General features: G+C 71.9%; 21 protein-coding genes. 9 read left to right on the top strand and 12 right to left on the bottom strand.

Annotated elements, in window-relative coordinates:
* Nucleotides 1–88: 88 nt before the first annotated feature.
* The 4 genes from QSK31_RS11165 to QSK31_RS11150 are packed head-to-tail and all read left to right on the top strand — an operon-like array spanning nt 89 to nt 3,041.
* Entirely contained in the window at nt 89–688 is a 600-nt protein-coding gene (locus QSK31_RS11165) for a TetR/AcrR family transcriptional regulator (protein WP_285683368.1), read from the top strand.
* A gap of 2 nt (nt 689–690) precedes the next feature.
* Nucleotides 691–1,980: a phenylacetate--CoA ligase PaaK gene (gene paaK, locus QSK31_RS11160; RefSeq protein WP_285683367.1), complete on the top strand. Its 1,290-nt coding sequence runs from the start codon at nt 691–693 to the stop codon at nt 1,978–1,980.
* 11 nt (nt 1,981–1,991) lie between these two features.
* Nucleotides 1,992–2,573, top strand: coding sequence for a cadmium resistance transporter (locus QSK31_RS11155; RefSeq protein WP_285683366.1), 582 nt, complete (start codon nt 1,992–1,994; stop codon nt 2,571–2,573).
* Between the two features lie 27 nt (nt 2,574–2,600).
* Nucleotides 2,601–3,041: a pyridoxamine 5'-phosphate oxidase family protein gene (locus QSK31_RS11150; RefSeq protein ID WP_285683365.1), complete on the top strand. Its 441-nt coding sequence runs from the start codon at nt 2,601–2,603 to the stop codon at nt 3,039–3,041.
* A 389-nt stretch (nt 3,042–3,430) separates the two neighbouring features.
* Here QSK31_RS11150 and QSK31_RS11145 read toward each other — a convergent pair whose 3' ends face one another.
* From QSK31_RS11145 to QSK31_RS11130, 4 genes are all read right to left on the bottom strand, one after another.
* Nucleotides 3,431–8,884, bottom strand: coding sequence for a peroxidase family protein (locus tag QSK31_RS11145; protein WP_285683364.1), 5,454 nt, complete (start codon nt 8,882–8,884; stop codon nt 3,431–3,433).
* A gap of 139 nt (nt 8,885–9,023) precedes the next feature.
* Nucleotides 9,024–9,788 carry a hypothetical protein gene (locus QSK31_RS11140; protein ID WP_285683362.1) on the bottom strand — a complete coding sequence of 255 codons (765 nt, stop codon included), beginning with the start codon at nt 9,786–9,788 and terminating at the stop codon, nt 9,024–9,026.
* Nucleotides 9,788–11,458 carry a multicopper oxidase family protein gene (locus QSK31_RS11135; protein ID WP_285683360.1) on the bottom strand — a complete coding sequence of 557 codons (1,671 nt, stop codon included), beginning with the start codon at nt 11,456–11,458 and terminating at the stop codon, nt 9,788–9,790. The genes QSK31_RS11140 and QSK31_RS11135 overlap by 1 nt, the downstream gene beginning before the upstream one ends.
* Nucleotides 11,459–11,610: 152 nt before the next feature.
* A complete protein-coding gene (locus QSK31_RS11130; RefSeq protein WP_285683359.1) occupies nt 11,611–12,603 on the bottom strand; it encodes a LacI family DNA-binding transcriptional regulator in 993 nt (330 codons plus the stop codon).
* A gap of 78 nt (nt 12,604–12,681) precedes the next feature.
* Between QSK31_RS11130 and QSK31_RS11125 the strand changes: the two genes are divergently transcribed.
* Both QSK31_RS11125 and QSK31_RS11120 read left to right on the top strand, forming a co-directional pair.
* The gene (locus QSK31_RS11125) at nt 12,682–13,842 is read left to right on the top strand and encodes a Gfo/Idh/MocA family protein (protein WP_285683358.1); all 1,161 of its coding nucleotides are present in this window, start codon (nt 12,682–12,684) and stop codon (nt 13,840–13,842) included.
* A complete protein-coding gene (locus tag QSK31_RS11120; RefSeq protein WP_285683356.1) occupies nt 13,839–14,846 on the top strand; it encodes a sugar phosphate isomerase/epimerase family protein in 1,008 nt (335 codons plus the stop codon). Before QSK31_RS11125 ends, QSK31_RS11120 begins: the two co-directional genes overlap by 4 nt.
* 132 nt (nt 14,847–14,978) lie before the next feature.
* Here QSK31_RS11120 and QSK31_RS11115 read toward each other — a convergent pair whose 3' ends face one another.
* On the bottom strand, nt 14,979–15,179 hold the full coding sequence (locus tag QSK31_RS11115) for a hypothetical protein (RefSeq protein ID WP_285683355.1): 201 nt from the start codon (nt 15,177–15,179) through the stop codon (nt 14,979–14,981).
* Nucleotides 15,180–15,241: 62 nt separating this feature from the next.
* Between QSK31_RS11115 and QSK31_RS11110 the strand changes: the two genes are divergently transcribed.
* Entirely contained in the window at nt 15,242–16,063 is an 822-nt protein-coding gene (locus QSK31_RS11110) for an FAD-dependent monooxygenase (RefSeq protein ID WP_285683898.1), read from the top strand.
* On the top strand, nt 16,060–16,671 hold the full coding sequence (locus QSK31_RS11105) for a histidine phosphatase family protein (protein WP_285683353.1): 612 nt from the start codon (nt 16,060–16,062) through the stop codon (nt 16,669–16,671). Before QSK31_RS11110 ends, QSK31_RS11105 begins: the two co-directional genes overlap by 4 nt.
* Nucleotides 16,672–16,689: 18 nt before the next feature.
* Here QSK31_RS11105 and QSK31_RS11100 read toward each other — a convergent pair whose 3' ends face one another.
* The 7 genes from QSK31_RS11100 to QSK31_RS11070 form a co-directional block, all read right to left on the bottom strand.
* Nucleotides 16,690–17,949 carry a CE1 family esterase gene (locus QSK31_RS11100; protein ID WP_285683350.1) on the bottom strand — a complete coding sequence of 420 codons (1,260 nt, stop codon included), beginning with the start codon at nt 17,947–17,949 and terminating at the stop codon, nt 16,690–16,692.
* A 243-nt stretch (nt 17,950–18,192) separates the two neighbouring features.
* A complete protein-coding gene (locus tag QSK31_RS11095) occupies nt 18,193–18,888 on the bottom strand; it encodes an SGNH/GDSL hydrolase family protein (protein WP_285683349.1) in 696 nt (231 codons plus the stop codon).
* The gene (locus QSK31_RS11090; protein WP_285683347.1) at nt 18,885–19,925 is read right to left on the bottom strand and encodes an alpha/beta hydrolase; all 1,041 of its coding nucleotides are present in this window, start codon (nt 19,923–19,925) and stop codon (nt 18,885–18,887) included. Before QSK31_RS11090 ends, QSK31_RS11095 begins: the two co-directional genes overlap by 4 nt.
* The gene (locus QSK31_RS11085; RefSeq protein ID WP_285683346.1) at nt 19,922–20,680 is read right to left on the bottom strand and encodes a hypothetical protein; all 759 of its coding nucleotides are present in this window, start codon (nt 20,678–20,680) and stop codon (nt 19,922–19,924) included. The genes QSK31_RS11090 and QSK31_RS11085 overlap by 4 nt, the downstream gene beginning before the upstream one ends.
* On the bottom strand, nt 20,677–22,404 hold the full coding sequence (locus QSK31_RS11080) for a phosphatidylglycerol lysyltransferase domain-containing protein (protein ID WP_285683345.1): 1,728 nt from the start codon (nt 22,402–22,404) through the stop codon (nt 20,677–20,679). Before QSK31_RS11080 ends, QSK31_RS11085 begins: the two co-directional genes overlap by 4 nt.
* 96 nt (nt 22,405–22,500) lie before the next feature.
* Entirely contained in the window at nt 22,501–23,136 is a 636-nt protein-coding gene (locus tag QSK31_RS11075; RefSeq protein WP_285683343.1) for a ribonuclease FAU-1 family protein, read from the bottom strand.
* 2 nt (nt 23,137–23,138) lie between these two features.
* Nucleotides 23,139–23,495 (bottom strand): bleomycin resistance protein, encoded by a 357-nt coding sequence (locus tag QSK31_RS11070; protein ID WP_285683342.1) that lies wholly within the window; start codon nt 23,493–23,495, stop codon nt 23,139–23,141.
* 27 nt (nt 23,496–23,522) lie between these two features.
* On the opposite strand from QSK31_RS11070, the gene QSK31_RS11065 reads away from it, so the two are divergent.
* Nucleotides 23,523–24,101, top strand: coding sequence for a hypothetical protein (locus QSK31_RS11065; protein WP_285683341.1), 579 nt, complete (start codon nt 23,523–23,525; stop codon nt 24,099–24,101).
* The last annotated feature ends 452 nt before the right edge of the window (nt 24,102–24,553 follow it).

Below are 24,553 nucleotides of genomic sequence, written 5' to 3'. Positions count from 1 at the left end.
CGCATCTCATGTTCGAGCGCGACCAGGCCTTCCTGCGGGCCGACAGCATCATCGCGGAATTCCGGGGCCCCAGCCGGGTGATCGAGAGATGACCGACTCCCCTCGCCGCCGCGGCCGGCCCGGCCACGACCAGGGCGCGGTTCTCGCCGCCGCCGTGCGGCTGTTCAACGCGCGGGGATACGAAGCGACCAGCATGGGTGACCTGGCCGAGGAGCTCGGCATCACCAAGTCGAGCATCTACCACCACGTCTCCAGCAAGCAGGACCTGCTCCGGATGGCCGTCGACCACGCGCTGGACGGTCTGCAGGAGGCGGCGGACGAGGCCGCGGCCATGCCGGCGCCGCCCGTCGAGCGGCTGGAGCTTCTGATCCGCCGTAGTGTGCTGGTGCTCGCCGACCGGCTGGAGTTCGTGACGTTGCTGCTGCGCGTACGCGGGAACAACGGGGTCGAGAAGGAAGCGCTGAACCGCCGCCGGATCCTGGACGCCCAGGTCACCGAGCTGGTGAAGCAGTCTCAGCTGGACGGCGACCTGCGTGCCGACGTCGATCCGGCAACCGCGGCGAGGCTGATGTTCGGCATGGTCAACTCGCTCGCCGAGTGGTACCGGCCCCGGCGCGGCGGCGCCACGGCTCTGGCCGACGCCGTGGTCACGATGGCGTTCGAAGGGCTGCGTACCAGAAAGGTCTAGTCGTGGAAGATCGAACTCCTCGTCCGGAAGATCTGGAACCGATCGAGCGGGCGTCCGTCGACGAGCTCCGGGGGCTGCAGCTCACGCGGCTGCAGTGGTCGCTGCGGCACGCGTACGAGAACGTGCCGCAGTACCGGAAGATGTTCGCCGCCTCCGACGTGCACCCTTCGGACCTGCGGGACTTCTCCGACCTGGCGCGCTTTCCGTTCACCGACAAGGCCACCCTGCGGGACAACTACCCGTTCGACATGTTCGCGGTGCCGCGCGACCGGATCGCCCGGATCCACGCGTCGTCCGGCACCACGGGACGACCCACCGTCGTCGGCTACACGCTCGACGACGTCCGCACCTGGGCGCGGCTGATGGCCCGCTCGATCCGGGCGTCCGGCGGCCGGCGCGGCGATCGCGTGCACATCGCGTACGGATATGGGCTCTTCACCGGGGGTCTGGGTGCGCACTACGGCGCCGAGGAGCTCGGCTGCACCGTGATACCCGTGTCCGGTGGCATGACGTCCCGGCAGGTGATGCTGATCCAGGACTTCCAGCCGGACGTCATCATGGTCACGCCCAGCTACATGCTCGCCATCGTCGACGAGATGCGGCGCCAGGGCGTCGACCCGCGCGGCACCTCGCTGCGGGTGGGCGTCTTCGGCGCCGAACCGTGGACGCAGAACCTGCGGCTGGAGATCGAGCAGACCCTCGACATGCACGCGGTCGACGTCTACGGGCTGTCCGAGGTGATGGGCCCCGGTGTGGCCAACGAATGCGTGGAGACCAAGGACGGGCCGCACGTCTGGGAGGACCACTTCTACCCCGAGATCGTCGACCCGGTCACCGGCGACGTCCTGCCCGACGGTTCCTACGGTGAGCTCGTCTTCACCTCCCTGACCAAGGAGGCCATGCCGGTCGTCCGTTACCGCACCCGCGACCTCACCCGGCTGCTGCCCGGCACGGCCCGCCCGATGCGCCGCATCGAGAAGATCACCGGCCGCACCGACGACATGATCATTCTCCGCGGGGTCAACCTCTTCCCCACCCAGATCGAAGAGCTGATTCTGCGTACGCCCGCGCTGACGCCCCACTTCCAGTGTGTGCTGACCCGTGCCGGCCGGCTGGACGCGCTCACGGTCCGGGTGGAACGGCGTCCCGGTGCCGATTCATCTTCTGCCGCGCGCGAGCTGGAAACGCTGATCAAGGACACGATCGGAGTGAGCGTGACAGTCGAGGTCATCGAGCCCGACGGGGTGGAGCGCTCGATGGGCAAGATGAAGCGGATCGTCGACCAGCGGTAACGTCTCGACCCGTGGTGCTCCTCGCCGTCGGGCTGTTCGCCGTCACCAACATCGACGACATCCTGATCATCGCCCTGTTCTTCGCCCAGGGAGCGGGCCGGCCGCACACCACCCGCACCATCGCCGTCGGCCAGTACCTCGGATTCGCCGGCATCCTCGCCGTGGCCGTGGCGGCCGCCCTCGGAGCGACCTTCCTGCCCGACGCCGCCATCCCCTACCTCGGCCTGCTGCCGCTCGCCCTGGGCGTCAAGGCCGCGATCCAGTCGTGGCGCCACCGGGGAGACTCCACCGACTCCTCCGTGGGCTCGTCAGGGCCCCGGATCCTGGAAGTCGCCGCCGTGACCTTCGCCAACGGCGGCGACAACATCGGCGTGTACGTGCCCGTCTTCGCCACCGCGGGCATCGGCGGGATGGTCACCTACGCCCTTGTGTTCCTCGTGCTCGTCGCCGTGTGGGTCGCCGCCGGACGGTTCTTCGCGACCCGGCCGCCCATCGCCGAGGCGCTCAGCCGATGGGGTCACATCCTGCTGCCCGTGGTCCTGATCGGCATCGGCGTGCTCATCCTGGTCGAAGGCGGGGCGTTCGGACTCTGACCACCACTCCCTGCGACCATGAGGCGCATGACCTCGTGGCAGGACCTGGAACGAGCGGAGCCGGAGTTCGCCGGCCGGGTGCGGGCACTGTTCGACGCTCACCGGCACAAGACACTCGCCACCATCCGGCGTGACGGCGCGCCCCGGATCTCCGGGATCGAGACCGTGTTCGAAGAGGGCGAGCTCGCGTTCGGCTCCATGCCCGGAGCGCGGAAAGGGGCCGACCTGCGGCGGGACCCGAGGTTCGCGCTGCACAGCGCCACGGTCGACCCGGTCGAAGGCGCGGAGGCCCAGTGGCCGGGCGAGGCCAAGATTGCCGGGCGGGCGGTGGCTGTCGACTCGGACGAGGACCGGTTCCGGGCCGACATCGCGGAAGTCGTGCACACGCGACTCAACGCTTCGGCGACGCTGCTGGTCGTCGAATGGTGGACGCCCTCGGGCGGGCTGAGCCGGGTCGAGCGCGAGTAGACGGCGCGGGCCCACCCACACCGCGGGACCGCCAACGCGGCGCCAGCCCACCGACGCGCCAGCCCGCCAGCCAGACGGGCGCGGCGCCAGCCCGCCAGCGCCCACCACGCGGCGCGAGCCCACCAGACGCGGCGTCAGCCCAACCGACGCGGCGCGAGCCCGCCGACGCGGATCGCCGCCGCCCCTGGCCGGGACGGCGGCGAGCGCATGACGCTGTTCTTGGCTGGAGCGGCGGCAAACAGCCGACGCGGCTCTCGGCCGGGACGACCGAGCAGCTGACGCTCCCAAGATCGAAATCTCGCGCGCGCGGCCATCCGCCTCCCCCACCCCTGTGGGTGGGCGTTGAACGTATCGCGCGAAATCGGCGTTCCTGTGAACTGTCCACAGGGTCAGCGGGCCAGGACGGTCGCCCCCTTGCCGGTGCCCGGGCCGGCCGCGTTGACGGCCTGGACGACGATCCGGTACTTGGTGTTGGCCGGGACTCCGCGGGCCGCCGTGAACGTCCAGGTGCGGGCCTTCACCGTCTTCACGACCGGGGCGCCGGTGGCGATGCCCTTGGCGTTCAGCCGCTGGGCGGTGATGCGGTAGCCGGTGATCGGGGAACCGCCGGTGTAGGCGGGCGGCGTCCACCTCACCGAGGCGGTGACCGCGCCGCCCTTGGCTCCGGCGGTGCCGGTCACCGTGTGCGGCGTTCCGGCGGTCGAGATCGGCCGGGCTACGGCGCTGAGCGCGGAGAGCGGACCGGCGCCGGCCGCGTTGATCCCACGGACACCGAAGCGGTACGCCCGCCCGTTGACCAGCCCGTCGATCACCTCGGGTGACTCGTTGTCGGAGACCAGCCGCATCGCGCCGGTCGGGCGGCCGGTCGCCGCGTCGATCACCTGGATCTCGTAGAGGTCGGCGCCTCCGGCCGGTGCGGTCCACCGGACGGTCGCGTGCCGGTCACCGGCGCTGATCGCCCCGATCTGCGGAGCTCCCGGCACCGTCACCGCAGCCTGCGGCCCGGTGGTAGCCGGCTTGGTCGGAACCGGAGTCGTCGGAACCGGGGTGGTCGGAGTCGGAGTCGTGGGGGTGGGAGTGGTGGGAGTGGACGGGGTCGTCGGCGGGGTCGTGGGCGTGGACGGGGTCGTGGGCGTGGGATCGACCCGCGCCGGCACCGGGGTGACCGCGTTGGAAACCAAGGAGAAGTCGCTCGCCCCGGCCGCGTTCACCGCGCGGATCCAGAACGTGTAGGACGAGCCGTTGGTCAGGTTGCGGAACGTCATCTCGGTCGCCTCAGGGCCGGCCACGTCGACGTCCACCACGATGCCTTCGTCGTTGAGAGCCTGGACCTCGTACCCGAAGATCGGGGTGCCGCCGTCCGAAGCCGGCGCCGTCCAGCGGACCACGGCCGACTCGTCCCCGGCCGTCGCCGATCCGATCATCGGTGCGCAGGGCGCAAGGGGCGCCCCAGCCGTGTGAGCGACACATCCGGCCGGACCAGCGGGATCGGCGGGGCCAGACGGACCAGCCGGATCGGTGGTGCCGTCGTCGCCGGTCTCGTCGCCGTCGTCGCCTCCTTCGTCGCCCTCGTCGTCACCGTCTGCCGGGGCAGCCGCCACCGGGATGACCGGCGCCGACGCCTCACTGAAGGCACCCACCCCAGCAGCCGTACTGACCCGCAGCCGGAAGGTGACCGGCACCCCGTTGGTGAGCCCGGCAGCCACGAAGCTGGTCGCGTCGGCGGGCAGCGTGATCAGGGTGCTGACCCCGCCGGCGGTCTGCTCCAGCGTCAGCCCGGTGACCGCGGCGCCGTCGGTCGCCGGCAGGGTGAACAGCGCCGTGGCCTGCCCGTCCCCGGCGAGCGCCGTGACCCCGAAGAACGCCTCGAACTGGCCGGCGTCGACGGTCTCGTCGGCGAACCGCAGCTTCTCCACGTTGCGGACCGTGTCGACCCCGTCGGGGCCGTTGACGATGAGCGCGTCGCCGGCCTTCTCGATGAGGTACTGGGCGCGGTTGCCGGAGAACACCGCCGAGTCGGTGCCCGCGCCGGGCGAGGTCAGGATTTCCCGTACGGTGAAGATCTGACCGGGGTTGATCGTGCCGGCGAAGACGTCGGCCTGGAGCTCGGTCATGCCGGCGGCGGACCGGATCTCGGCGCCGTTCGCGTCGCGGACGCTGAGCCGCACGTTGACGGAGCGGTCGCCGTCGAGGATGTCGTTGCCGCCGCGGCCTTCGAGGATGTCGTCGCCGGCGCCGCCGAGCAGGATGTTGCCGTCGCCCCACACGTCGCCGTGCAGGTCGCAGGGCCGGCCGGTGGAGTTGCCGACGGCCGACACCGGCGTGGGCAGCGTGGTTACCACCTGGTCGAGTCCGCGGATCCGGGCCACGCCGGCCGCGTCCAGGGCGTCACAGCCGAGGAATCCGCCGTCTCCGACCGCCGAGGGCACCACGTCGTCCCCGCGCAGCGTGTCGTTCCCGGATGTGCCGGAGAGCGCCTCGACCTCGTTGTAGCGGTCGCGCACCCCGATGGTCAGCGTGCCCAGGGGCGCGAGAGGGAGAGCCAGATCGGAGTCGGTCCCCTGAATGGACCAGTCGTAGCCCGAACCGCCGGCGTTCTTCTCGATGCCGGGGCCCTGGACACCGATGTCGTCGCCGCCCTCCATGTCGTAGTCGTCGTCGCCGCCGTCGCCGATCAGCACATCGTTGCCGGGCTTGTTGGAGTCGTCCAGGAAGAACAGGTTGCCGCTGTCGCCCTGGAGCAGGTCGGGGCCGTTGCCGCCCTGCTGCCAGTCGTCGCCGGCGTCGCCGAACACCGCGTCCTCGCCGTCGCCGGCCAGCACGAAGTCGTCGCCCTCGCCGGCGAACGTCTCGTTGATGTTGGCGCCGCCGTCGGTGAAGTCCTTGCCGGTGCCGCCCATCACGATGTCCAGGCCGATGCCGCCGGCGATGGCGTCGTTGCCGGGGCCGCCCTTGGGGATGTCGTCGCCGGCCGCGTCGGTGATGATGTCGTCGCCCTCGCCGCCGACGGCGACGTCGTTGCCGGCGCCACCCTCCAGGACGTCGTCCCCCTCGGCGCCCCAGACGGTGTCGTTGTCGTTGCCGGCGCGGACCCGGTCGGCGTCCTCGGTGCCGTTGTAGACCGACTGCCCGTTGATGCCGGGCCGGTCGGCGCTGTTGCGGGAGCGGTAGGCGATGGTGCCGTCGGCGAGACGGATCAGCAGCGCATGCTCGTCGCAGGCGGTCGCCGGGTCGTCGTCGACCTCGTTGCCGCCGGTCCTGGCGATGTGCGACAGCTCGAACTTGCAGTCGGCCGTGGCGAACGAGTCGGCCTTGAGCGTGTGCGCGTCGGTGTTGCGCATGATCAGCTCGGCGAACGAGTTGCCCTCCAGCTGGGTGCGCAGGTTCATGCCGGGCGTACGGGCGAGGTAGTAGAGCCGGTCGCCGTTCTGCAGGTTGGTCAGCTGGTTCTCGAAGACGTGGTTGAAGGTGCTGCCCAGCAGGCCGCCGAAGGGGTCGGTCTGCTCGGCCAGGCCGCCGATCCACAGGTCGACGTCGTCCAGCCCGGACGACGCGGCCGGGGCGTTCATGAACGTCGCCGCGCCGGCCGTCTCGCCGTCCACGAGAGCCTGGGCCGCCGCGCGCTTGCCGGCCACGGTCGAGGCGTTCAGGACCGAGGGGTGCTGTCCGTACGCGGCGATGAAGTTGACCAGCGACTCCGGGTGCTTCAGGTGCTCACCGAAGTCGACCCAGCTGGTGTAGGGCGCCAGCGCGGGTGCGACCGAGCGGCGGAACACGTTCAGCGACGGCAGCCCCTCGGAGCGGCCCCGGGCGATGTTGACCGCGGCCAGGTCCATGGGCAGGCCGAGCAGGTTGTTCCGCAGCGTGTCGGTGACGAACTCGTCGAGCTCGTTGCCGACCTGGTCGGACATGCCCATCACGATCGAGCCGGCCGCCTGTTCGGGGCCGAGCGTGCCGCCGGCCGTGAACGCCGGCGGGTTGAGGAAGCCGTCGAGCAGCGGCATCGACGCGTCGGTACCGTCGGCGAGGGTGCGGCTGATGCGCTCGGTGAGCATCGAGTGCCCGAAGCGGTAGACGGCGTGCGCGAACTCGGCGGTGATCGCCGGGTTGATCTCGGTCTGGGTGAACGCGAACGGCTGGAACGGGTTGATCGCCGGCTGGACCTTGCGGGCGAACTCCTCGAAGACGAGGTGCTGGTACTCCATCTCGTTGACGAAGCGGGCGGCCTGGAAGATCCGCTCGCCGTTCCACGAGCCGTCGGCCAGCTGCCAGTCGCCCAACGCGGCGAGGCCCGGCGCCGTGTCGTCCTCGGTGAGCACCCGCTCGATGTCGCCGACCAGGCGTTCGTGCTCCGAGTGGAAGATGGTGTGCACCGCGGTCAGGCCGATGTTCTCGTTGGCCCGCCCGTCGCCGGCGATGTAGTGCGCGTCGAGCATCTCGTCGTCGTAGGTGCCGGCCGGCTGGGACGCGAAGTCGGCCGAGGCGGTCGTGTCGTCGTCGGCGCGCGGCGCGACCGGCGGGGTGGCCGGGTTGTGGTCGGTGTCCACCGCGCCGGGGTCGGCGTTGTGCGCGATGTCGGAGAGGAACGCGGTGTCGAAGGACAGCACGTCGGCCGGCACCGCGACCGGGTGCGTCAGGTCGCCCTCGACCAGGCCGTGCCTGGTGACGTACTGCGGGAGGCCGCTCGCCGGGCCGGGCACGAACTTGCCGTAGGCGTCGGCCAGGACCGCCGGAACGGCCAGCACGTCCTTGTCGGCAAGATCAAGACCTAGCCGGGTACGGGCTTGAGCCTTCGTCTCCGCCCAGGTGGGCAGGCCACCGGACGCCCCGGCGAGAAGGTTGCCGGTGGAGACCGGGCGGCCGGCGGCGTTCAGCGCGTACTCGCGGAGGAAGACCTGGTGCGAGGCGTGCGAGGTGTACGTCTGGGAGTTGTCGACGTACGGGCTGTCGGTGTTGCGGGCGTCCTGGACGTCGTCGGCGGTGCCGAGCTTCCCGTCCGGGCCGGGCTGGTTCGCCGCCCGGGTCAGCGCCATGAACCGCATCGAGGCCGGCACGTACCTGGCGTCGCCCGGCTTCGGGTCGTCGGCGTTGCCGGGGATCCGGTCCGGGCCGGCGATCAGCGGGTCGTCGGCGCGCAGCGGGACGATGACCGAGCCGCCGCCCTTGACCGTCTGGTCGATGCCGTGGTCGAAGAACTGCCCGAAGAGCGTGAACCACGAGTTGTACGGCGCGCTGAGGCCGATGTCGGTGGTGACGTTCGGGATGAGCACCGTGGAACCGTCCATCTGCACGCCACCGGTGCCGGTGGTCTGGCTGCGCACCGGGTATCCGCCGGCGGCCAGGGCGGCCGGGTTGCTCGCGGTCTGGTCGGCGATCAGGTTGCTGATCAGGCGGGGCTGCGAGTCCACCACGGTGTTGCTGGCGCTCTTGTCCGCGTACGTGGTGGGGAAGCTCGGGCTGCCGGGGCCGAACATCCCGGCCGGCGCGCTCTCCGCGGCCTTGAAGTTCTTGCCGCCGAGGCGCGGGAAGATCTGGTCGGAGGCGCCGTACGTCTCCTCGCCCGGCACGAGGTGGTTGCAGCTGCCGTCCACCGTCCGCAGGCCGAACGCCAGCAGCGGGCTGGCCAGCTGGTCCGGGCCGTCGCCGACCAGGGCGCCGCACGGGCCGGTGGCGCTGGTCGTGTCGCGTACGTGAGCCTCGGAGATCTTGATCTGCTTGAGGATGTAGGCCAGGTCGGTGGGGGTGACGGTGAATCCCTGGCCGATGGGGGCGGCCTGGGCGGGGGTGGCGACGAGTGTGCCGGCCAGCAGGGCGGCGACGGCCGCGGCGGTACGGAGCTTCATGCGGTGACTCCTTGGGAGCGGAGGAGAACCGGGAATTTCATCAAATGGTGGGCTTGCGCGGTTTGAACGGACTCGCGTGACCCTGACCACACGCTGAAGCCGCCCTGAACTCGTTCAGGGCGGCTTCAGAGGGGGTTCGCTACTTGTGGGTGTGATTCACCGACTCGTCGTCGACCAGGTAGGCGCCGTTGCTCAGGTCCACGCCCGGTCCGGGCAGATTCGCCGAGACCTGTACGCGGTCCGCGGGCAGCCCGGCCGCCCGGCCCATGGCCTCGCGCACCGTGGCGATCGAGTTGTCGCTGAGGACCGCCCCGAAGTACCGGATCGTCAGGCCCCGGCTCTGCGGCTCGGTGTCGTAACGCCCCAGGACATCGGTGACGATGCCCTCGGCGTCCTCCGCCTTCCGCACCTGCTCGGGCGTCCGGGTCGCGGTGATCACCCCGAACGTGATGTCGTGCACCAGCACCGGCTGGACCAGGTAGAACGCGACATCCGCGGGCTGGAGGTCGCGCATCATCGCCTCGGTCGTCTCGACCGACACGCCCTCCGGCGCCACGAAGGTCATCTCCGGGACCAGGTACTCGAGCATGTCCTGGCTGAACACCGCGAACGTCGCCGGCTCCAGCGACCCGACCCTGGGGCTGGCCTTGGCGATGGCCCGCATCTCCCGGGCGATCCGGGCGCGGTCGGCCCCGGGACCGGGACGGATCGCGATCGCCGCGCGCTTGCGGACCATCGCCTTGTCGAAGGTGGTGGTCGCCTGACCGTCGCCGGTGTCGTCGCTGACGATCCGGGCGACCGGCGTGGTGGCCGCGACCGGGCTCGCGAACCATCCCGCCGACCGCCCGACCAGCGCGACGCCGGCCAGGAGCACGATCAGTACCAGGCAGATCCGGGCCCGCATCAGGACCCCAGGGGGAAACCGGGGGCGTAGACCGAGGGCTGCTCGTCCCGGTCGTCGAGGCCCGGCCGGTCGGAGGTGATCGGGTCGTTGATGTTCACGTCCCCGACCGCGAACTGGATCATCATGTCGTTGTCCTCGTGCACCAGGTTGTGGCAGTGCACCATGTACCGGCCGCCGTCGTTGCCGTCGCCGGTGGTGAACTGCATGAGCGCGGTGACCGTCTCGTTCTCGCCGAGGTAGAAGACGTCCTTGCCGCCGCCCTCCCACGGGTGGGCCTTGCCGTCCGGAGTGGTGTTCCGGCCGATGATCTTGCCGTCGATGAGGTGGATGTGCAGCGGGTGGAACCAGCCGCCCGACTCGTTGACCAGGTCCCAGATCTCCACGTCGTAGGGCTTCGGGTTGCCCAGGACGCGCTGGAACTTCGTCGCCTCGACGTCCTCCCAGGTCTCCCCGTTGATCGTCCAGAGGCCGTGCTTGCGTTCCACGCGCACCCGCCGGCGGGCCTTCGCCATGTCCGGTGTCAGCTTGTTGACCTCGATGGCGCCCCGGTTGCTGAACGGCTGCGGGCCCAGGTCCAGCGTCTTCGGGATCACGTACGGGTCCGGCGCCCCCGAGTCGGCGACCACCTCGAACTGCATGATCTTGCCGGTGTTGGCGAAGTCGACGTTGTTCTTGTTGCTCAGGTTCTTCAGCTCGATCTTATGACCGGCCTTGTACTTCCGGAAGTCGATCAGGATCTCGTACCGCTCGGCCACCCCGTGCCGGTACGACTGCACCGCGGTCACCTTCGGCGTCATGCCGGCGTCGGTGCCCACGACGTACATCGGGTCGCCGGTACTCAGCGTGAAGCGGAACGAGCGGGAGATGCCGGCGGCGAGCATGCGGAAGCGGTAGACCCGCGGCTTGACCCGCATCTTCGGCCACGGCACGCCGTTCACCAGGATCGTGTCGCCCATGAAACCGGCGTGGTCCGAGTCGTCGAACGCCACCGAGCCGTCCGCCTTGAACGCCATGTCGCTGACGAACAGCGGGACGTCGTACTCGCCCTGGGGAAGCTGGGCCTGCTCGTACGGGTCGTGCAGGTGGTACTGCGCGGCCATCCCGGTGAACACGTTCTGCGCGGTGCTCAGGTGGTTGTGGTCGTGGTACCAGAGCGTGCGGGCCTGCTGCCAGTTCGGGTACTTGTAGGTCTTGCAGTTCCCCGACACGGTCCAGTCGTTGGCGTACCCGTCGTACTGCGGCAGCGACGCCGAGCCGTGCAGGTGCGTGACGGTCCGGAACGGCAGCCCGTTCAGCTTCTGGACCGTCAGCCGGTTGGCGATCCGCACCTCGGTACGGGTGCCCTGCTGCACGGAGATGGTCGGGCCGGGGAAGATCCCGTTGTAGCCGGCGATCTCGGTGGTCAGGCCCGGCACGATGCTCGCGCGGCCGACCTTCTGCGTGAGGCAGTACCGCTGGAACGGCCCCTTCTCGTCGACGCCCTGCTCGGAGGGCATGAGCACGGGCGGGCGCCGGAACATGCTGGTGTACGGCTGAGGCGTGTTCTTGGCGGCCAGCTTGCTCGAGGCCGCCACCACCTCGCCACCTGCCGTGGCCACGACGAGCCCGGCGCCACCCAGCGCCGCGGCGCCCTTGAGCACGTTGCGGCGGCTCACATTCCGATCCGACATGGGTCGATCTCCGTCTCGGGGGTTTGGACGACCGTTCAGGGATCGCAAACGCTAGGGCGGTCACCTGAGGCATTCCGCCCGCGAATCTGTGGCCTTACCAGGCAATCCACGCCCGCCGATTCAGGAAGTTCTCAGAAACCGCTCTCCCCCGCTCACCGCGACGGGCCGGCGGTGCTTCCGCGGATCACGAGCTGCGGGCGCAGCACCACCTCGACCCGGTCGGTGCGGGCCTCGTCGAGGCGGGACACCGCGGCCGCCACCGCGTGATGGGCCTGGGCGGGCGCGTCCTGGTTCACGGTGGTGAGGTCGATGTGGGCGAGTCGCGCGAGCGTGCTGTCGTCGTACCCGACAACCGACATCGCGGCCGGAACGTCGACGCCCGCCCGGAGGAACGCGTCGAGCAGGCCGACCGCGCAGCGATCGTTGGACGCCATGACGGCGGTGGGGCGGTCGCCCGCCGCGACCAGCGACCGGCCGGCCCGGATGCCGCCCTCCTCGGTGTGGTCGCCGGCGATCACCCGCGAGGTGAGCCCCGCGCGGCGCATCGCGGTGCGGTAGCCGCGGCGCCGGGCCGAGGCCACCGCACCCTTGCCGCCGTCGACGAACGCGATCTCACGATGCCCGAGGGATATCAGATGGTCGAGCGCGGCGGCCACCCCCACGTCGTCGGCCGGGCGGACCACGTCGACCGACGGCTCGGCGACCTGGCGGCCGACCACGACCACCGGCACCTGGGCGGCGAGCTTCGCCAGCGACGTGACGGAGGCGTCGGGGCCGAGCAGGAGCAGCGCCTCGCACCGGAAGTCGAGCAGTGACGCGATGGCCCGGGACTCGTCGTGGCTGCGGGTCAGCGTGGACAGCACCACCTCGTACCCGATCCGGTCCGCCTCGACCTGGATCTCCTCGACGAGCTCCGCGTGGAACGGGCTGCGCACGTCGAGCAGCACCCCGAGCTGATGCCGGCGGCGGCGGGCCAGCAGCGAGGCCGCCCGGTCGACCCGGTAGCCGATCTCGGACGCGGCCGCGAGCACCCGCGCGCGGGTCTGCTCGCTGGGGCCGGGCGCCCCGCGCAGCACGAGCGACACGGACGCCGTGGACACACCGACCCGGGCGGCGACGTCCTCCAGCCGCGGCCGTTGATCCACAGCGAACCTCCCTTGACACCCGGACGAGACCCGGCTGATAGTACTCGTGCTTAAAGCGCTTTAAAGGAGGCCTGCACCATGACCCAGCAGATCGGCGTGGCGGTGATCGGCGCGGGCATGGTCGGCCGCGCGCACGCCAGCGCGTACCGGAACGCGGCGAGCCTCTACGACCTCGGCGGGCCCGTCGCCCGCCTGGTCACGATCGCCGACGTGCATGAGCCGTTCGCGACCGACGCGGCACGGCGGTTCGGCTACGAGAAGACGGAGACCGACTGGCGCCGGGTGATCGACGACCCCGAGGTGCACGCGGTCAGCGTCGCCGTCGCCAACAACCTGCACCGCGAGATCACCGAAGCCGCCTTACAGAACGGCAAGCACGTCCTGTGCGAGAAGCCGCTGGCCCCTACGATCGCCGACGCGGAGGCCATGGTGAAAGCGGCCGCATCCTCGGAAAGGGTCAACGCGGTCGGCTTCACGTTCCGCCGCTCCCCCGCCGTCAACGCGATCAAGGCGCAGGTCGAGGAACGGCTCGGCGCGGTACGCCACTTCATCGGCAACTACTGGTGCGACTACGGCTTCGACCCGCAGCGCCCGATCAGCTGGCGCTACCGGGGCGGCCGGGGCAGCGGCGTGCTGGCCGACATCGGCAGCCACCTGGCCGACCTGGCCGAGTTCTTCTGCGGCGAGACCGTGGCCGTGCACGGCACCACGATGGCCACCCTGATCAAGGATCGCCCGCGCCCGCTCGGGGTGGCGGTCGGGCACGCCGGGGGCGTCGAGCTCAGCACCGAGCGCGATCCGGTCGAGAACGAGGACGTCTGCACGTACACCAGCCGCCACGCGAACGGCGCGGTCGGCACGTTCGCGTTGTCCCGGGTCGCGTACGGGCATGCCAACACCCTCAAGTTCGACCTGTTCTGCGAGGGCGGCACCGCCTCGTTCGACCTGAACCGGCCGGCCGAGTTCAGCATCATCGACGACGGCCCCGCCCGGGCCGGCAACGGTCCTCGCACGGTGTCGATCGGCCCGTGGCACCCGTACGTCGCGGGCGGCCTGCCGATGGACTTCCCGACCGTCGGGCACGGGCAGAACGACTTCTTCGTCTTCCAGGCCCGCGCGTTCCTCGACCAGATCGGCGGCCTGGGCCGCCTGCCCGCCTGCCCCGACATGGCGCACGGGCTGCACAACCTCCGCGTCCTCGACGCCGTCACCAGAGCCTTCAAGGAAGGACCCGCATGAAGCTCGGCGCCTACACCGCCTGCCTGCACGACCGTCCGCTCGACGAGGCCCTGAGCACCCTCGCCGGGCTGGGCCTGACCAGCGCCGAGATCAACTCCGGCGGCTTCATCGGCACCCCGCACCTGCCGGTCGGCGACCTGCTCGCCAGCGCCGGCGCCCGCGAGGACTACCTCGGGCGGTTCGACCGGCACGGCATCACCCTGACCGGCCTGAACTGCAACGGCAACCCGCTCAACCCCGACCCGCTGGTCGGCCCGCAGCACACCGAGGACCTGCACCGCAGCATCGAGCTGGCCGCCCTGCTCGGCGTCCGGCGCGTGGTGACTATGTCCGGCCTCCCGGGCGGTCACCCCGGTGCGAAGACCGCCAACTGGGTGGTCAACCCGTGGGACAGCCAGTTCACCGACATCCTCGACCACCAGTGGGACGAGGTGGCGGTCCCGTTCTGGAAGGACATCCAGGCCCGCGCCGCCGCGGCGGACGTCAAGGTCTGCGTCGAGATGCACCCGCACAACATCGTCTTCAACCCGGCCACCCTGGAACGCCTGGTGGAACGCACCAACGCCACGCACATCGGCGCCGAGATGGACCCCAGCCACCTGTTCTGGCAGGGCATCGACCCGGTCGCCGCGGTCCGCCACCTGGGCGACCTGGTCTTCCACGCCGCCGCGAAGGACACCCGGATCAACGCCGGCAACGTCCGCCTCTACGGCGTCCTCGACGACCGCTTCACCCGCACCCCGGCCGGCGCGGACCCGCTCAGCATCGGCGGCGACAACACGCTCAACGTCTGGCCCAGCTCTCCGTCCTGGCAGTTCGTGGCGGTGGGCCGGGGCTACGGCGTCGACGACTTCTGGACCCCGTTCCTGCAGGCGCTCGCCGACGTCGACCCCGGCATGGCCGTCAACATCGAACACGAGGACGCCGAGCTCGACCAGTTCGAGGGCCTCCGCCAGGCCGCCGAGAACCTGATCGCCGCCTCCCACAAGATCAAAACCGTTTGACGGGTACGACCACTCCACGGTCCCGCCACCTCGGCGAGCCCGTGGGGTGGTCCCGCCTTTGCCGCCCGTTCCGGGCGTAGCTGCCGGGTCGAGCCTGTCCGCCTGTGGGAGGGCGGCGCCGACGGCCCGGGGTCAGTCGCCGTGCGCCGTGGTGAACCCGCGCAGGACCGCTGCGACCGCGCCGGCGAGCTCGGCGCGGCTGGCGGCGGTGCCGGGAGGTGGGGCGCTGCGGGCGCCGGCGCCGGCCAGCCGGTCGAACATCAACCCGTCGATGCAGGCGACGAGGTGGTCACCGGCCCGCTGCGGATCGGGGGCGCCCGCGGCCGCGAGCATCGACGCCGACTGGGCGCGCGCGGCATCCCCATGGGCGAGGATCGTCCGGATCTCTCGACGCCCTGCCGGAGGACGCGACCGTCCGGACAGGCACGCGGGTCACGGGCGTCTCGGCGGACGGCGTGGTCGTCGGCCAGGGCCGGGACGGAGACGTGCGGATCGAAGCCGACCTGGTGGTCGGCGCGGACGGGATCCGCAGCGCCGTACGGGAGCAGTTGTGGCCCGGCGTCTCCCGGCCCGTACCCATCGGGGTCACCGCCTGGCGCGGAATAGCGCCGGCCTGGCGCGGCGAGCTTCCCGTCGCGATCAGCTGGGGCCGCGGCGCCGAGTTCGGCATCGTGCCACTGGAGGACGGCCGGATCTACTGGTTCGCCGCCGTCAACGCCACGCCCGGCACCGCGCCCTCCGAGGTCGACTCCCGGTTCAGCACCTGGCACGAGCCGATCCCGGCCCTCATCGCCGCGACCGGCACCGTCCTCCGCGACGAGCTCGCGTGCCTCGACAAGCCCCTGCCGACGTACGTGCAGGGCAGGGTCGTCCTCCTCGGCGACGCCGCCCACGCGATGACGCCGAACCTCGGCCAGGGCGCCAACCAGGCGCTCGAGGACGCCGTCGTGCTGGCCGCCCTGGCCGGCCGGGCGGACGTGGCGGCAGCGTACGACCGGGAGCGCCGCCCCCGCAGCCAGCAGGTGGCCCGCGCGTCACGGACCATCGGGCGATTCGGTCAGCAGCTGGCGAACCCGCTGGCCGTGGCCGGCCGCAACGCCCTCATGCGAGTGGTCCCGCCCCGGTTCGCCCTGCGCTCGATGGCCCGCTACGCCGACTGGCGCCCGCCGCCCACGGCACCGGTGTCCGTGCCGTCCCGTCCGGGGCCGGACGCATGACCGGAGACGCGGCGTCCACCGAGGTGGTGCTGGTCCGGCACGCGCTGCCCGTCCTGCGGAGCGCCGACGGCCCGGACGAGCTCACCCGGCCGCTGACCGCGGAGGGGATGCGCCAGGCGGCGGAACTGGTGGCGACGTTGACCGAGCCGCGGCCGGCGGCCATCTGGTCCAGCCCGCACCGGCGGGCGATCCAGACCGTCCAGCCGGCCGCGGACGCGCTCGGCCTGCCCGTCCGCACCCGCTGGGAACTGCGGGAGTGGGACGACGGCCTGCCCTTCACCGAGGACTGGGAACCGCATTACGCCGCGAGCTGGGCGAACCTCTCCTTCGCCCGGCCCGGCGGCGAGAGCCTCGATCAGCTCAGCGCCCGCGCCGTCGACGCGGTGCTGACCATCGTCGATCGGCACCGTGGCCAGCTCGTTCTCGTCGCCGGCCACGGCCACCTCATCTCGCGGATCCTGGCCGGCTTCGGGCTGGCCGTCGACTACACCTTCGCCCGGCGGATGCCGATGCCGGCGATCTATCGGCTCCGTTTCACCGGCCGGAGCGCCGTTCCTGGGATGTCCGGCCCCGGGGTGTCCGGCCCCGGGGTGTCCGGCCCTGCCTGACAACCGCCGGCGAATCGGTCAGCTCCGGGAGCAGGTCGCGCCGTTCAGGGCGTACGCGGAGGGAGGTCCGCTGTTGCCGGTGTGGGTGGCCTGATAGCCGAGGCTGACCGAAGCGCCGGGCGCGAGAGCCGCGTTGTAGCCGACGTTGGTCGCGACGACCGGCCCCGATGTGGGCGAGTAGGTGGCGTTCCAGCCGTTGGTGATGGTCTGGCCCGCGGGCAGGCTGAAGGCCAGGTTCCAGCCGTTGATCGCGGAGCCGCCGGTGTTGGTGACGGTGACGTTGGCCGTCAGCCCGGTGTCCCAGGCGCTGACCGAGCCGGTGACGGTGCAGGCGGCGCCCGCGGGCGGCGGGGTCTCCGACGCCGGCGGCGTGGGCGGGGTGGTGCCCCCGAACTGGGTGAAGAACTGCCAGACCTCGCCGGAGACCCACGACGACGAGGCGTTGCGGTCGACCGGGAGCGGCACGTGGTCACCGTCGAACGCGGCCCACCGGACCGGATATCCGGCCTGGCATCCCGCGTACTCGGTGGTGACGTGGGTGCCGCTGCCCGACGCCGGCTCCGGCGGGTTCTGCGCCGCGCAGCCGTTGACGCGGACGAAGTTGTCCCGGAGAGCGCGGCCCTGCGAGATGTTCAGAACGCTGTCACGAATGCCGTGGATGCCGAAGTAGGCGACCGGCTGGGAGACCGACGAGCATCCACTGAGGTTGGCGCCGGCGATCGGCGCGACCGCCCGGAAGACTGCCGGCCGGGCGCAGGCCAGGGCATAGCTCATCGCGGCGCCGTAGCTGAAACCCAGCGCGAACCGCTGCGTGGTGTCGACGCACAGCTCGTTCTCGACCGTACGCAGGATGTCGTCGACCAGGGTGACGTCACGGCCTCCGGTATTGGCCCAGCCGGCGTCGAGACCCTGGGGCGCCACGAAGATCGCGCTGTCGGCGGCCCGCTGCTGCAGACCGTAGAACCCGTTGCCGGCCACGTCGGCGGCGCTGCCGTTGAGCCAGTGCAGGCCGACGACGAGCCGATAGGCCCGGTTGCCGGCGTAGTTGCCGGGCAGCCGCAGGATGTAACTGCGGGACCGGCCGCCGCTCTGGATCGTGTAGGTGCCGTCGCGGACGGCCGGGGTCTTCCCGCATCCGGCGGTGGCGGCCGCGGCGCTGCCCTGCCACGCCGACGCCGTCCTGCCGGTCACCACCGCCACTCCCCCGGCGATCAGCATCGCCGCCGCGACGGTCGCCGCGCTCAGCGCTCGGCGCCTGCGTGTTCTGCGCTCGGCCATCGAAGTCCTCTCGTCGTCCTGGGCATCAAGACCGCCGAAACCACCAACACATCGGCGTCGGTCTTTGTCTTGGTTGTGTCGAGAGTATTACGGGAGCGCTCCCACGCAAGTGTCGGATGTTCCGTCAGATTCGGGAGTAGTACCAGCTCAAGGGCCGTTTTCCCGACCCGTAACACTTTCCCGGCGGCCATTTCTCGCCAATCGCGCGAAACGGTAGGCGGGCGCGAGCGAGGGCGGCCGGTGTCAGGCGCCGGGCCGGACGGCGAAGGCCGCCTGCGCGATCAGCTCGTGCCCGGCGGCGTTCGGATGGTCGCCGTCGGCGGCGAGCAGCGCCGTGGGATCGCCCGACCCGTCGGCGCCCTTGAACAACCGTCGCGTGTCGACGAAGACGGCCCCGGTGTCCGCGGCCGCCTGCCGCAGCGCCTCGTTGCACGCGTCGGTGAGGGCGGCCGCCCGCGCGACCTGGTCCGCGGTGTACGCGCCCTGGGCCGCCGCCCCGTCGCGGACCACGTTCCAGTAGCCGAACACCAGCACGGACGCGGCCGGGTGGAGCGCGCGTACGGTCCGCACGATCGCGGCCACGTTCTCGCGCACCTTGTCGGCCGGGCCGGCGGACGAACCGTCGCCGAACGCGTCGGCCATGTCGTTGGCCCCGACCATGATCAGGACCACGGTCGCCCGCCGGGCCGGTGGCTCGTCCGGGCCGTCCCGCAGGCCGGCCAGGACCATCGCCGAGGTCACGCCGGGGCGGGCCAGGTCGGCCACGGCGGCGGGCGGCACCAGCATCCGGGCGAACAGGTCCGGGAAGGGCGTACACCCGCATGCCGTGCCGGCCGGGACCGAATCGCCGAGACCGACCACCGACGCCTCCTGCCGCGGAGGCGCCGGGGCGCAACCGGCGAGCAGCAGGATCGCCGCCAGCACCGCCGCGAGTCTCATGACCCGGAGATGGGACAGGCCGGCCCCGAGGACCGGGCCGGGCAGTCCAGCCGTGAAGACGGGGCCGGGCGGGCCAGCCGTGAGGACAACCAGTCGAACGCGGGCGGTTCCATCGTCCGCCAGACCGCGTCGCTGTGCCCGCCGTGCGCCACCACCCCGGTCGTGACCGACATCGGGGCGGTCGCCAGCCGGGCCATCAGCAGGCTGTCGCGGCGGGGGTGCCCGTCGTCGGCCGCGTAACCGAGGTAGAGCGACGCGGCGGGCCGGGACAGGTGCCGCAGCCGCCAGGCCACGTCGTTGGTCGTCCGCTCGGAGCCGTCGCCGACCCGGATGCCGGCGGTGGCATAGCCGGACAGGCTGGCCGCCGCGGCGTACCGGTCGGCGTGGCGCAGCAACAGATCGGCGGCACAGAACCCGCCCGCGGAGTACCCGATCAGACCCCAGGCGGCTCGATCCGCGCGTACCCGGAAACGGGTCTCGATCGCGGCGGGCACATCCACGGTCAGGTAGGTCTCCGCCTGCGGGCCGCCGACCAGGTTGGTGCACTCGGTGTCGACCAGGGGGTCCGGCGTCTGGTAGACGAACGCCACGACCGTCGGCGCCATCCGCCCGGCGGCGATCTCCTGGTTCAGGTAGCCGACCGCGTTCAGCTTGCGCAGCCAGCCCTTCGGCGAGCCGGGAAACCCGTGGAAGGCCTCGACCACCGGATAGCGCTCGTGGCCGGTCGCGTACCCGGGCGGCAGATAGACCCACGCGGGCATGGTCATCCCCGACGCCGGGCCGGCGATGGTGATCTCCACCAGACGGCCACCCGGTCCCGCCGCCGTGGCGGTGACGAGGTCCGGGGCGGAACCCACGGTCGCGGTCATCCGGTTGAGCTGCAGCGCCGCGGTGGCGGCCACGCCGAGCACGCTCGCCACGACCAGCGCCGAGCGCAGGACCGGGCCGGCGCGATCCCAGAGGACCGCGATCGCCAGCCCGGCCGCGAACACCAGCGCCAGGCCGGTCAGCAGCAGCGGCAGCCCGTCGATCCTCATGGCCGGATCACCGCCGGCAGCACCTGGGGCGGAGCGAGCGCCGGGGTGGTCCGGGCCGACGCCCACGCCACGGCGTCGGCCCAGCCCGCGACGACACGCACCGGGATACCCAGCCCGGCCGGGGCGGGCCCCGATCCCACGACGGCCACCGCGGCGAACCGGCCCGGGAACTCGGTGATCAGCCGGCCGGCCAGCGGGACTCGCGCGGCCGCGACCACCAGAACCCATCCGTGCGAGGTGGTCCGCAGGTCGGCGCCGAGCGAGGCCGGCAGTCCCGGCAGGTCAAGCGTCCGCGGGCCGGGAGCGATCGACACCGTGATCGCCGGTGACGATACCGGCGACGCCGGGCCGCCCACGGCCAGCAGCACCGGGAAGCTGAGGTCCCGGCCGGTGTACCCGTCGGGAACCGTGACCGCCGGGGGTGTGGACAGCTGCCACGCGTCCGACCCGGACGGCTGCCAGGGGCGCGGCCGTCCGTCCGTGAACGCGGCGTCCAGCCGGCCGTCCCGGCCGTGAGCCACGGCCGTGGTGCCGGTCTGCCCGGCCAGTGCCTGCCATGAGGGATAGAACTGCTCGGAGCGGTTGTAGACCAGCCCGGCGGTGAGCACCACCAACGCCTGCGTCGTCACCAGCGTCAGCATCCGCAGCGGGATCCGCACCGGCCCGCCTCTGCTCCACCCCAGGACAGTGGCCGCGGCGGCCGCCAGCGTCAGCACCACGGCCAGCGCGAGCAGAGGCAGCCCGGTCAACGTCATCGCCCGGCCTCCGTCCGCCGGCGCCGGTCCCGGGTCGGCAGGAACGCCTCGGCGGACAACGCGGCGACCGCGATGCGCGGCAGATCCCGCACGGTGGGGAAGCACAGGAAACGCGGCGACCAGGAAGGCTGATACTTGACGTTGGACCGGTACAGCGACTCGATCTGCCACAGCTTCGACGCGAGCATCAGCAGCCGGTGCGAGAACCGGAGCACCGGGCCGGCGCCGAGCTCGTCCGCCCGGGCGAAGACCGACCTCAGCACGGCGAAGTTCAGCGAGATCCGTTCCGCGCCCATCGCCTTCGCGGCGTTGACCGAGCTGACCACCATGAACTCGATGATCCCGTTCCCCGCGGTCCGGTCGCCGCGCATCAGGTCCAGTGACAGACCGTGAGTGCCCCACGGGACGAACTGCAACAACCCGCGGATCCGCCCCTCGGGGTCACGGCACGTCACAACCACACAGTCACCGTCGCGGTCGTCCCCGATCCGCGACAACGCCATCGAGAAACCCCGCTCCACCTTGCCGTCGCGGAACGCCTCCGCGGACCGCCTCGCCTCGGCGAGCGCCGGTGGTGTCAGGTCGCGCAGCCGGGTGACCTCGCAGGTGAAGCCGGCCCGCTCGACCCGGCCGACCGCCTGCCGGACGCCACGCAGCGGCCGGCCGAGCACGGTGAACCCGGCGACGTCCAGGATCGCCTCGTCACCCACCTCCACCACGTCCAGCCCGGCCCTGCGGTACGCCTTACCGCCGGCGGTGCCGCAGCCGAGCACCGCGGGCGTCCAGCCGTGCGCGGCGCAGTCCGCCAGCCAGCCGCCGATCACCTGCGGCCACTCCGACGCCGGTCCGATCGGATCGCCGGACGCCAGGCTCACCCCGTTGATCACCCGGTAGGCGACCACGGCCCGGCGCGACGGCGCCCAGAACAGCGACTTGTCCGGGCGCAGGGCGAAGTAGCCCAGGGAGTCCACGTCACCGAACCGGTGCAGCAGCCCGCGTACGGTGTCATCGTCCTCCGCGGTGCGCTGCGGCAACCGGTGGGCCGGCCGCAGCAGCAACACCACCGCCACCCCGACGGCCAACGACCCGAACATGCCGGTCGTGTAGCTGACCTGCTGGGCGATGAACGGATGAGAGAACCGCAGCGGCCCCGAGACGCCGATCAGCCCGAGCGCCGACTCGCGAACCCGGTCCAGCACCCCCGGCCGCCCCACCAGGAACCGAGAACGCAGCCCGATCTCGGCCAGGCCGATGGCCATCCCGGCGGCGGCGAACCCGAGAAGGGCCGCCAGGGCGCGCCACCGGTTACGCGGGTCGGCCCGGGCGTGGAACCGGCGCCGCACCACGATCAGCATGATCAGCAGCGCCGCGGAGACGACCGCCGCGTCGTAGTGCCAGCCCCGGGCCAGCTGCAGCACCACGCCCGCGCCGGCCAGGACCACCGCCACCTGCCAGGCGCGGTGCTTGCCCCGGCGCAGCCCGAGGCCGAGGTAGATCAGCAGCAGGCCGGACGCGGCGCTGGCCGCCCGGGCGGTGAGCACGCCGCTGGCCGGCATCCAGAGGCCCAGCTCGCCGAGCCGGCCATGCGGTGAGGGAAAGAGGACGGTGATGATGTTGTACGCGCCGACCAGCTGGACCAGCCGGGCGACGGCGACCCGGGACAACGGCGGCTGCGGCCGCCACGGCGGATCCGCGTCCGCCTGCGCCACATCGGCATCTGGCATGGCGTAACCCTCTGCCCGTCGTCTGACGGCAGCCTGGGAGAAGTCTGTCGGGTTGCTGTGCACCGGCAATGCGGGCCGGGCAGAGTCACGGCAGGGTCAGGGCGTGGCCAGGTGCGGCCGATCCCAGTGGTCCGGCATCTCGACAGGTTCCCAGGCCGGATCCGGGCGGTAGTCCGTCCACCGGCCGTCGAACGGCGACGCCCCCGCGGCGGCCAGTGCGATCAGATGCTCGCCGGCGGCTCGGATCGCCGGAACCTGCTCGACGGTCCAGCGCCCGGGCGTCCCGGTCATCGCGGCGAACTCGTCCTCGTCCTTCCACCTCGCCACCCGGTCCGGGGTGATCCACACGTCCAGGGCCCGGTCCGTCGCGTCGACACCGGCCGCCCAGCGCACCCGCGGCGACTCGAGGTTGCCGTACCAGCCGGCGAACTCGCCGTCGGGCGTGAAGAACCACCACACCGACCAGTCGCCCACGACCGGCGTGTACTGGACGATTCCCGGCCCGCGCCACGTGGTGTGCCGGCGTTCCCGGACCGCGGCGGCGCGCTGGTCGAGCGGCAACGATCGCACGGTGGTGCCGTCCGCCAGCAACGACTCCACCTGCGGTGAGCCCGGGGCGATCCACAGCACCAGGCCGTCCTGGTCGTCCGCGATCACCCTTCCCAGCCGTACGAAACGTGCCTCTGCCCTGCGCCCGTAGCGGTAGAGGACCGTGTCGCCGTAAGCCCACACCGCTAGATCTCCGAGCCGACGCGGTGCAGGGTGCCGTCCGGGTCGACATAGGAGAACTCGCGCATCCCCCAGGCCATGTCACGTGGCTCGCTCAGCCGCCCGCCGAGGCCCGCGGCCGCCCACTCCCGGTGCACGGTGTCGGCGTCGTCGACGAAAAGGTAGGCCATCGACGACGTGGCGCCCGGATCATGGCCGGGCGACTCGCTCAGGTGCAGCGACACCGAGCCGCGGTCGGCGAACCCGTACCGCTCCGGCCCGTCGTAGGCCCGGACGGTGAAGCCCAGCCGCCGGTACCGGTCCAGGGCGGTGTCCAGCTCACGCACCGGCACGATCGGCGCGACCCTTTCGAAGACAGCCATGCCCGCCAGCCTTGCATAATGTGCGCCGTGAAACAGGCCCGGCTGACCGCCGCACTCCTGCTGCTGCCCCTGGCCGCCTGCGTGGTCCCCTCGCCGGTGGCGCTGCCGTCGAGCCCTCACAGCGCCGACCCGGCAGGGTCGGGCGCGCCGCCCACCGCCCCGGTCACCTATCGCCCGGCGCTGTGCGACGCCGCCCGGCCGGCGTCGCACGACCCGTTCCCCTACAACAGGGACGCCGCCCGCCGCGACGGGATGCTGCAGTTCTCTCCCGGCCCCAGGCCCGACTACTCCGTGGGCGGCACGGCCAGTTTCGAGAACCTGGACGCCGGCACGCTGGCGATCCTGATCGAGGACCGCTACATCGACCCCGACGGCGCCCAGAACCTCTCCCCCGAGGCCTGGGACATCTTCCAGTTCCTCTGCGGTCACCCGGACGTCCGGGCGGCGGGCTACACCGTGGCCGTCGACCGGGAGGACTACCGCGTCTCCATCGAGGCCGTCTACGCCGAGGAGATAACCTCCGAGCTGCGCGCCGACGCCGAGTCCTTCTGCGCCAAGGCCGACGAGGTCGAGGTCGACGAGCACCTCGAGTGTTTCTGGGACTGATCGGACTAGGACACGGTCGATCAGCCCGGCCGGGTCGGCCTGCTGGCGGTGCGCTATTGCCGGGACTTCTCGCGTTGCCGGGGCTCCTCGCCTTGCCGGGACCCCTCGCCTTGCCGGGGCTCCTCGGTGCGTGCGCTTGTTGCCGGCGCTTTCGCCGGGCGTGGGCTTTCGCTTGGTCTGCCAGGCGCCCGGGTGACTGCTCACCGTCGCTGCCGCCGCTCGCGGCTCTGCCCGGGCGCGGTCAGTGGTAGCCGGGCACGAGAGTGGTAGCCGCGGCCTGCGGTGGTAGCCGGGCACGAGAGTGGTAGCCGAAGGCGGCATCCGACCTGGACGGCCCGCCACGACCGCTCTGGCCGACCGGTCTCGCGCGGCCGGTGGTAGGACCAGGCGCTATCCGAGACCGCTGACCGCTCTGAGCTACCACGCGCGCGGACCGTGGTAGCCCAGCGCGG

The sequence above is a fragment of the Actinoplanes sp. NBRC 103695 genome, assembly GCF_030269485.1.
Classification (GTDB): Bacteria; Actinomycetota; Actinomycetes; order Mycobacteriales; family Micromonosporaceae; genus Actinoplanes.
This window is presented reverse-complemented; position numbering and strand designations above follow the sequence as displayed.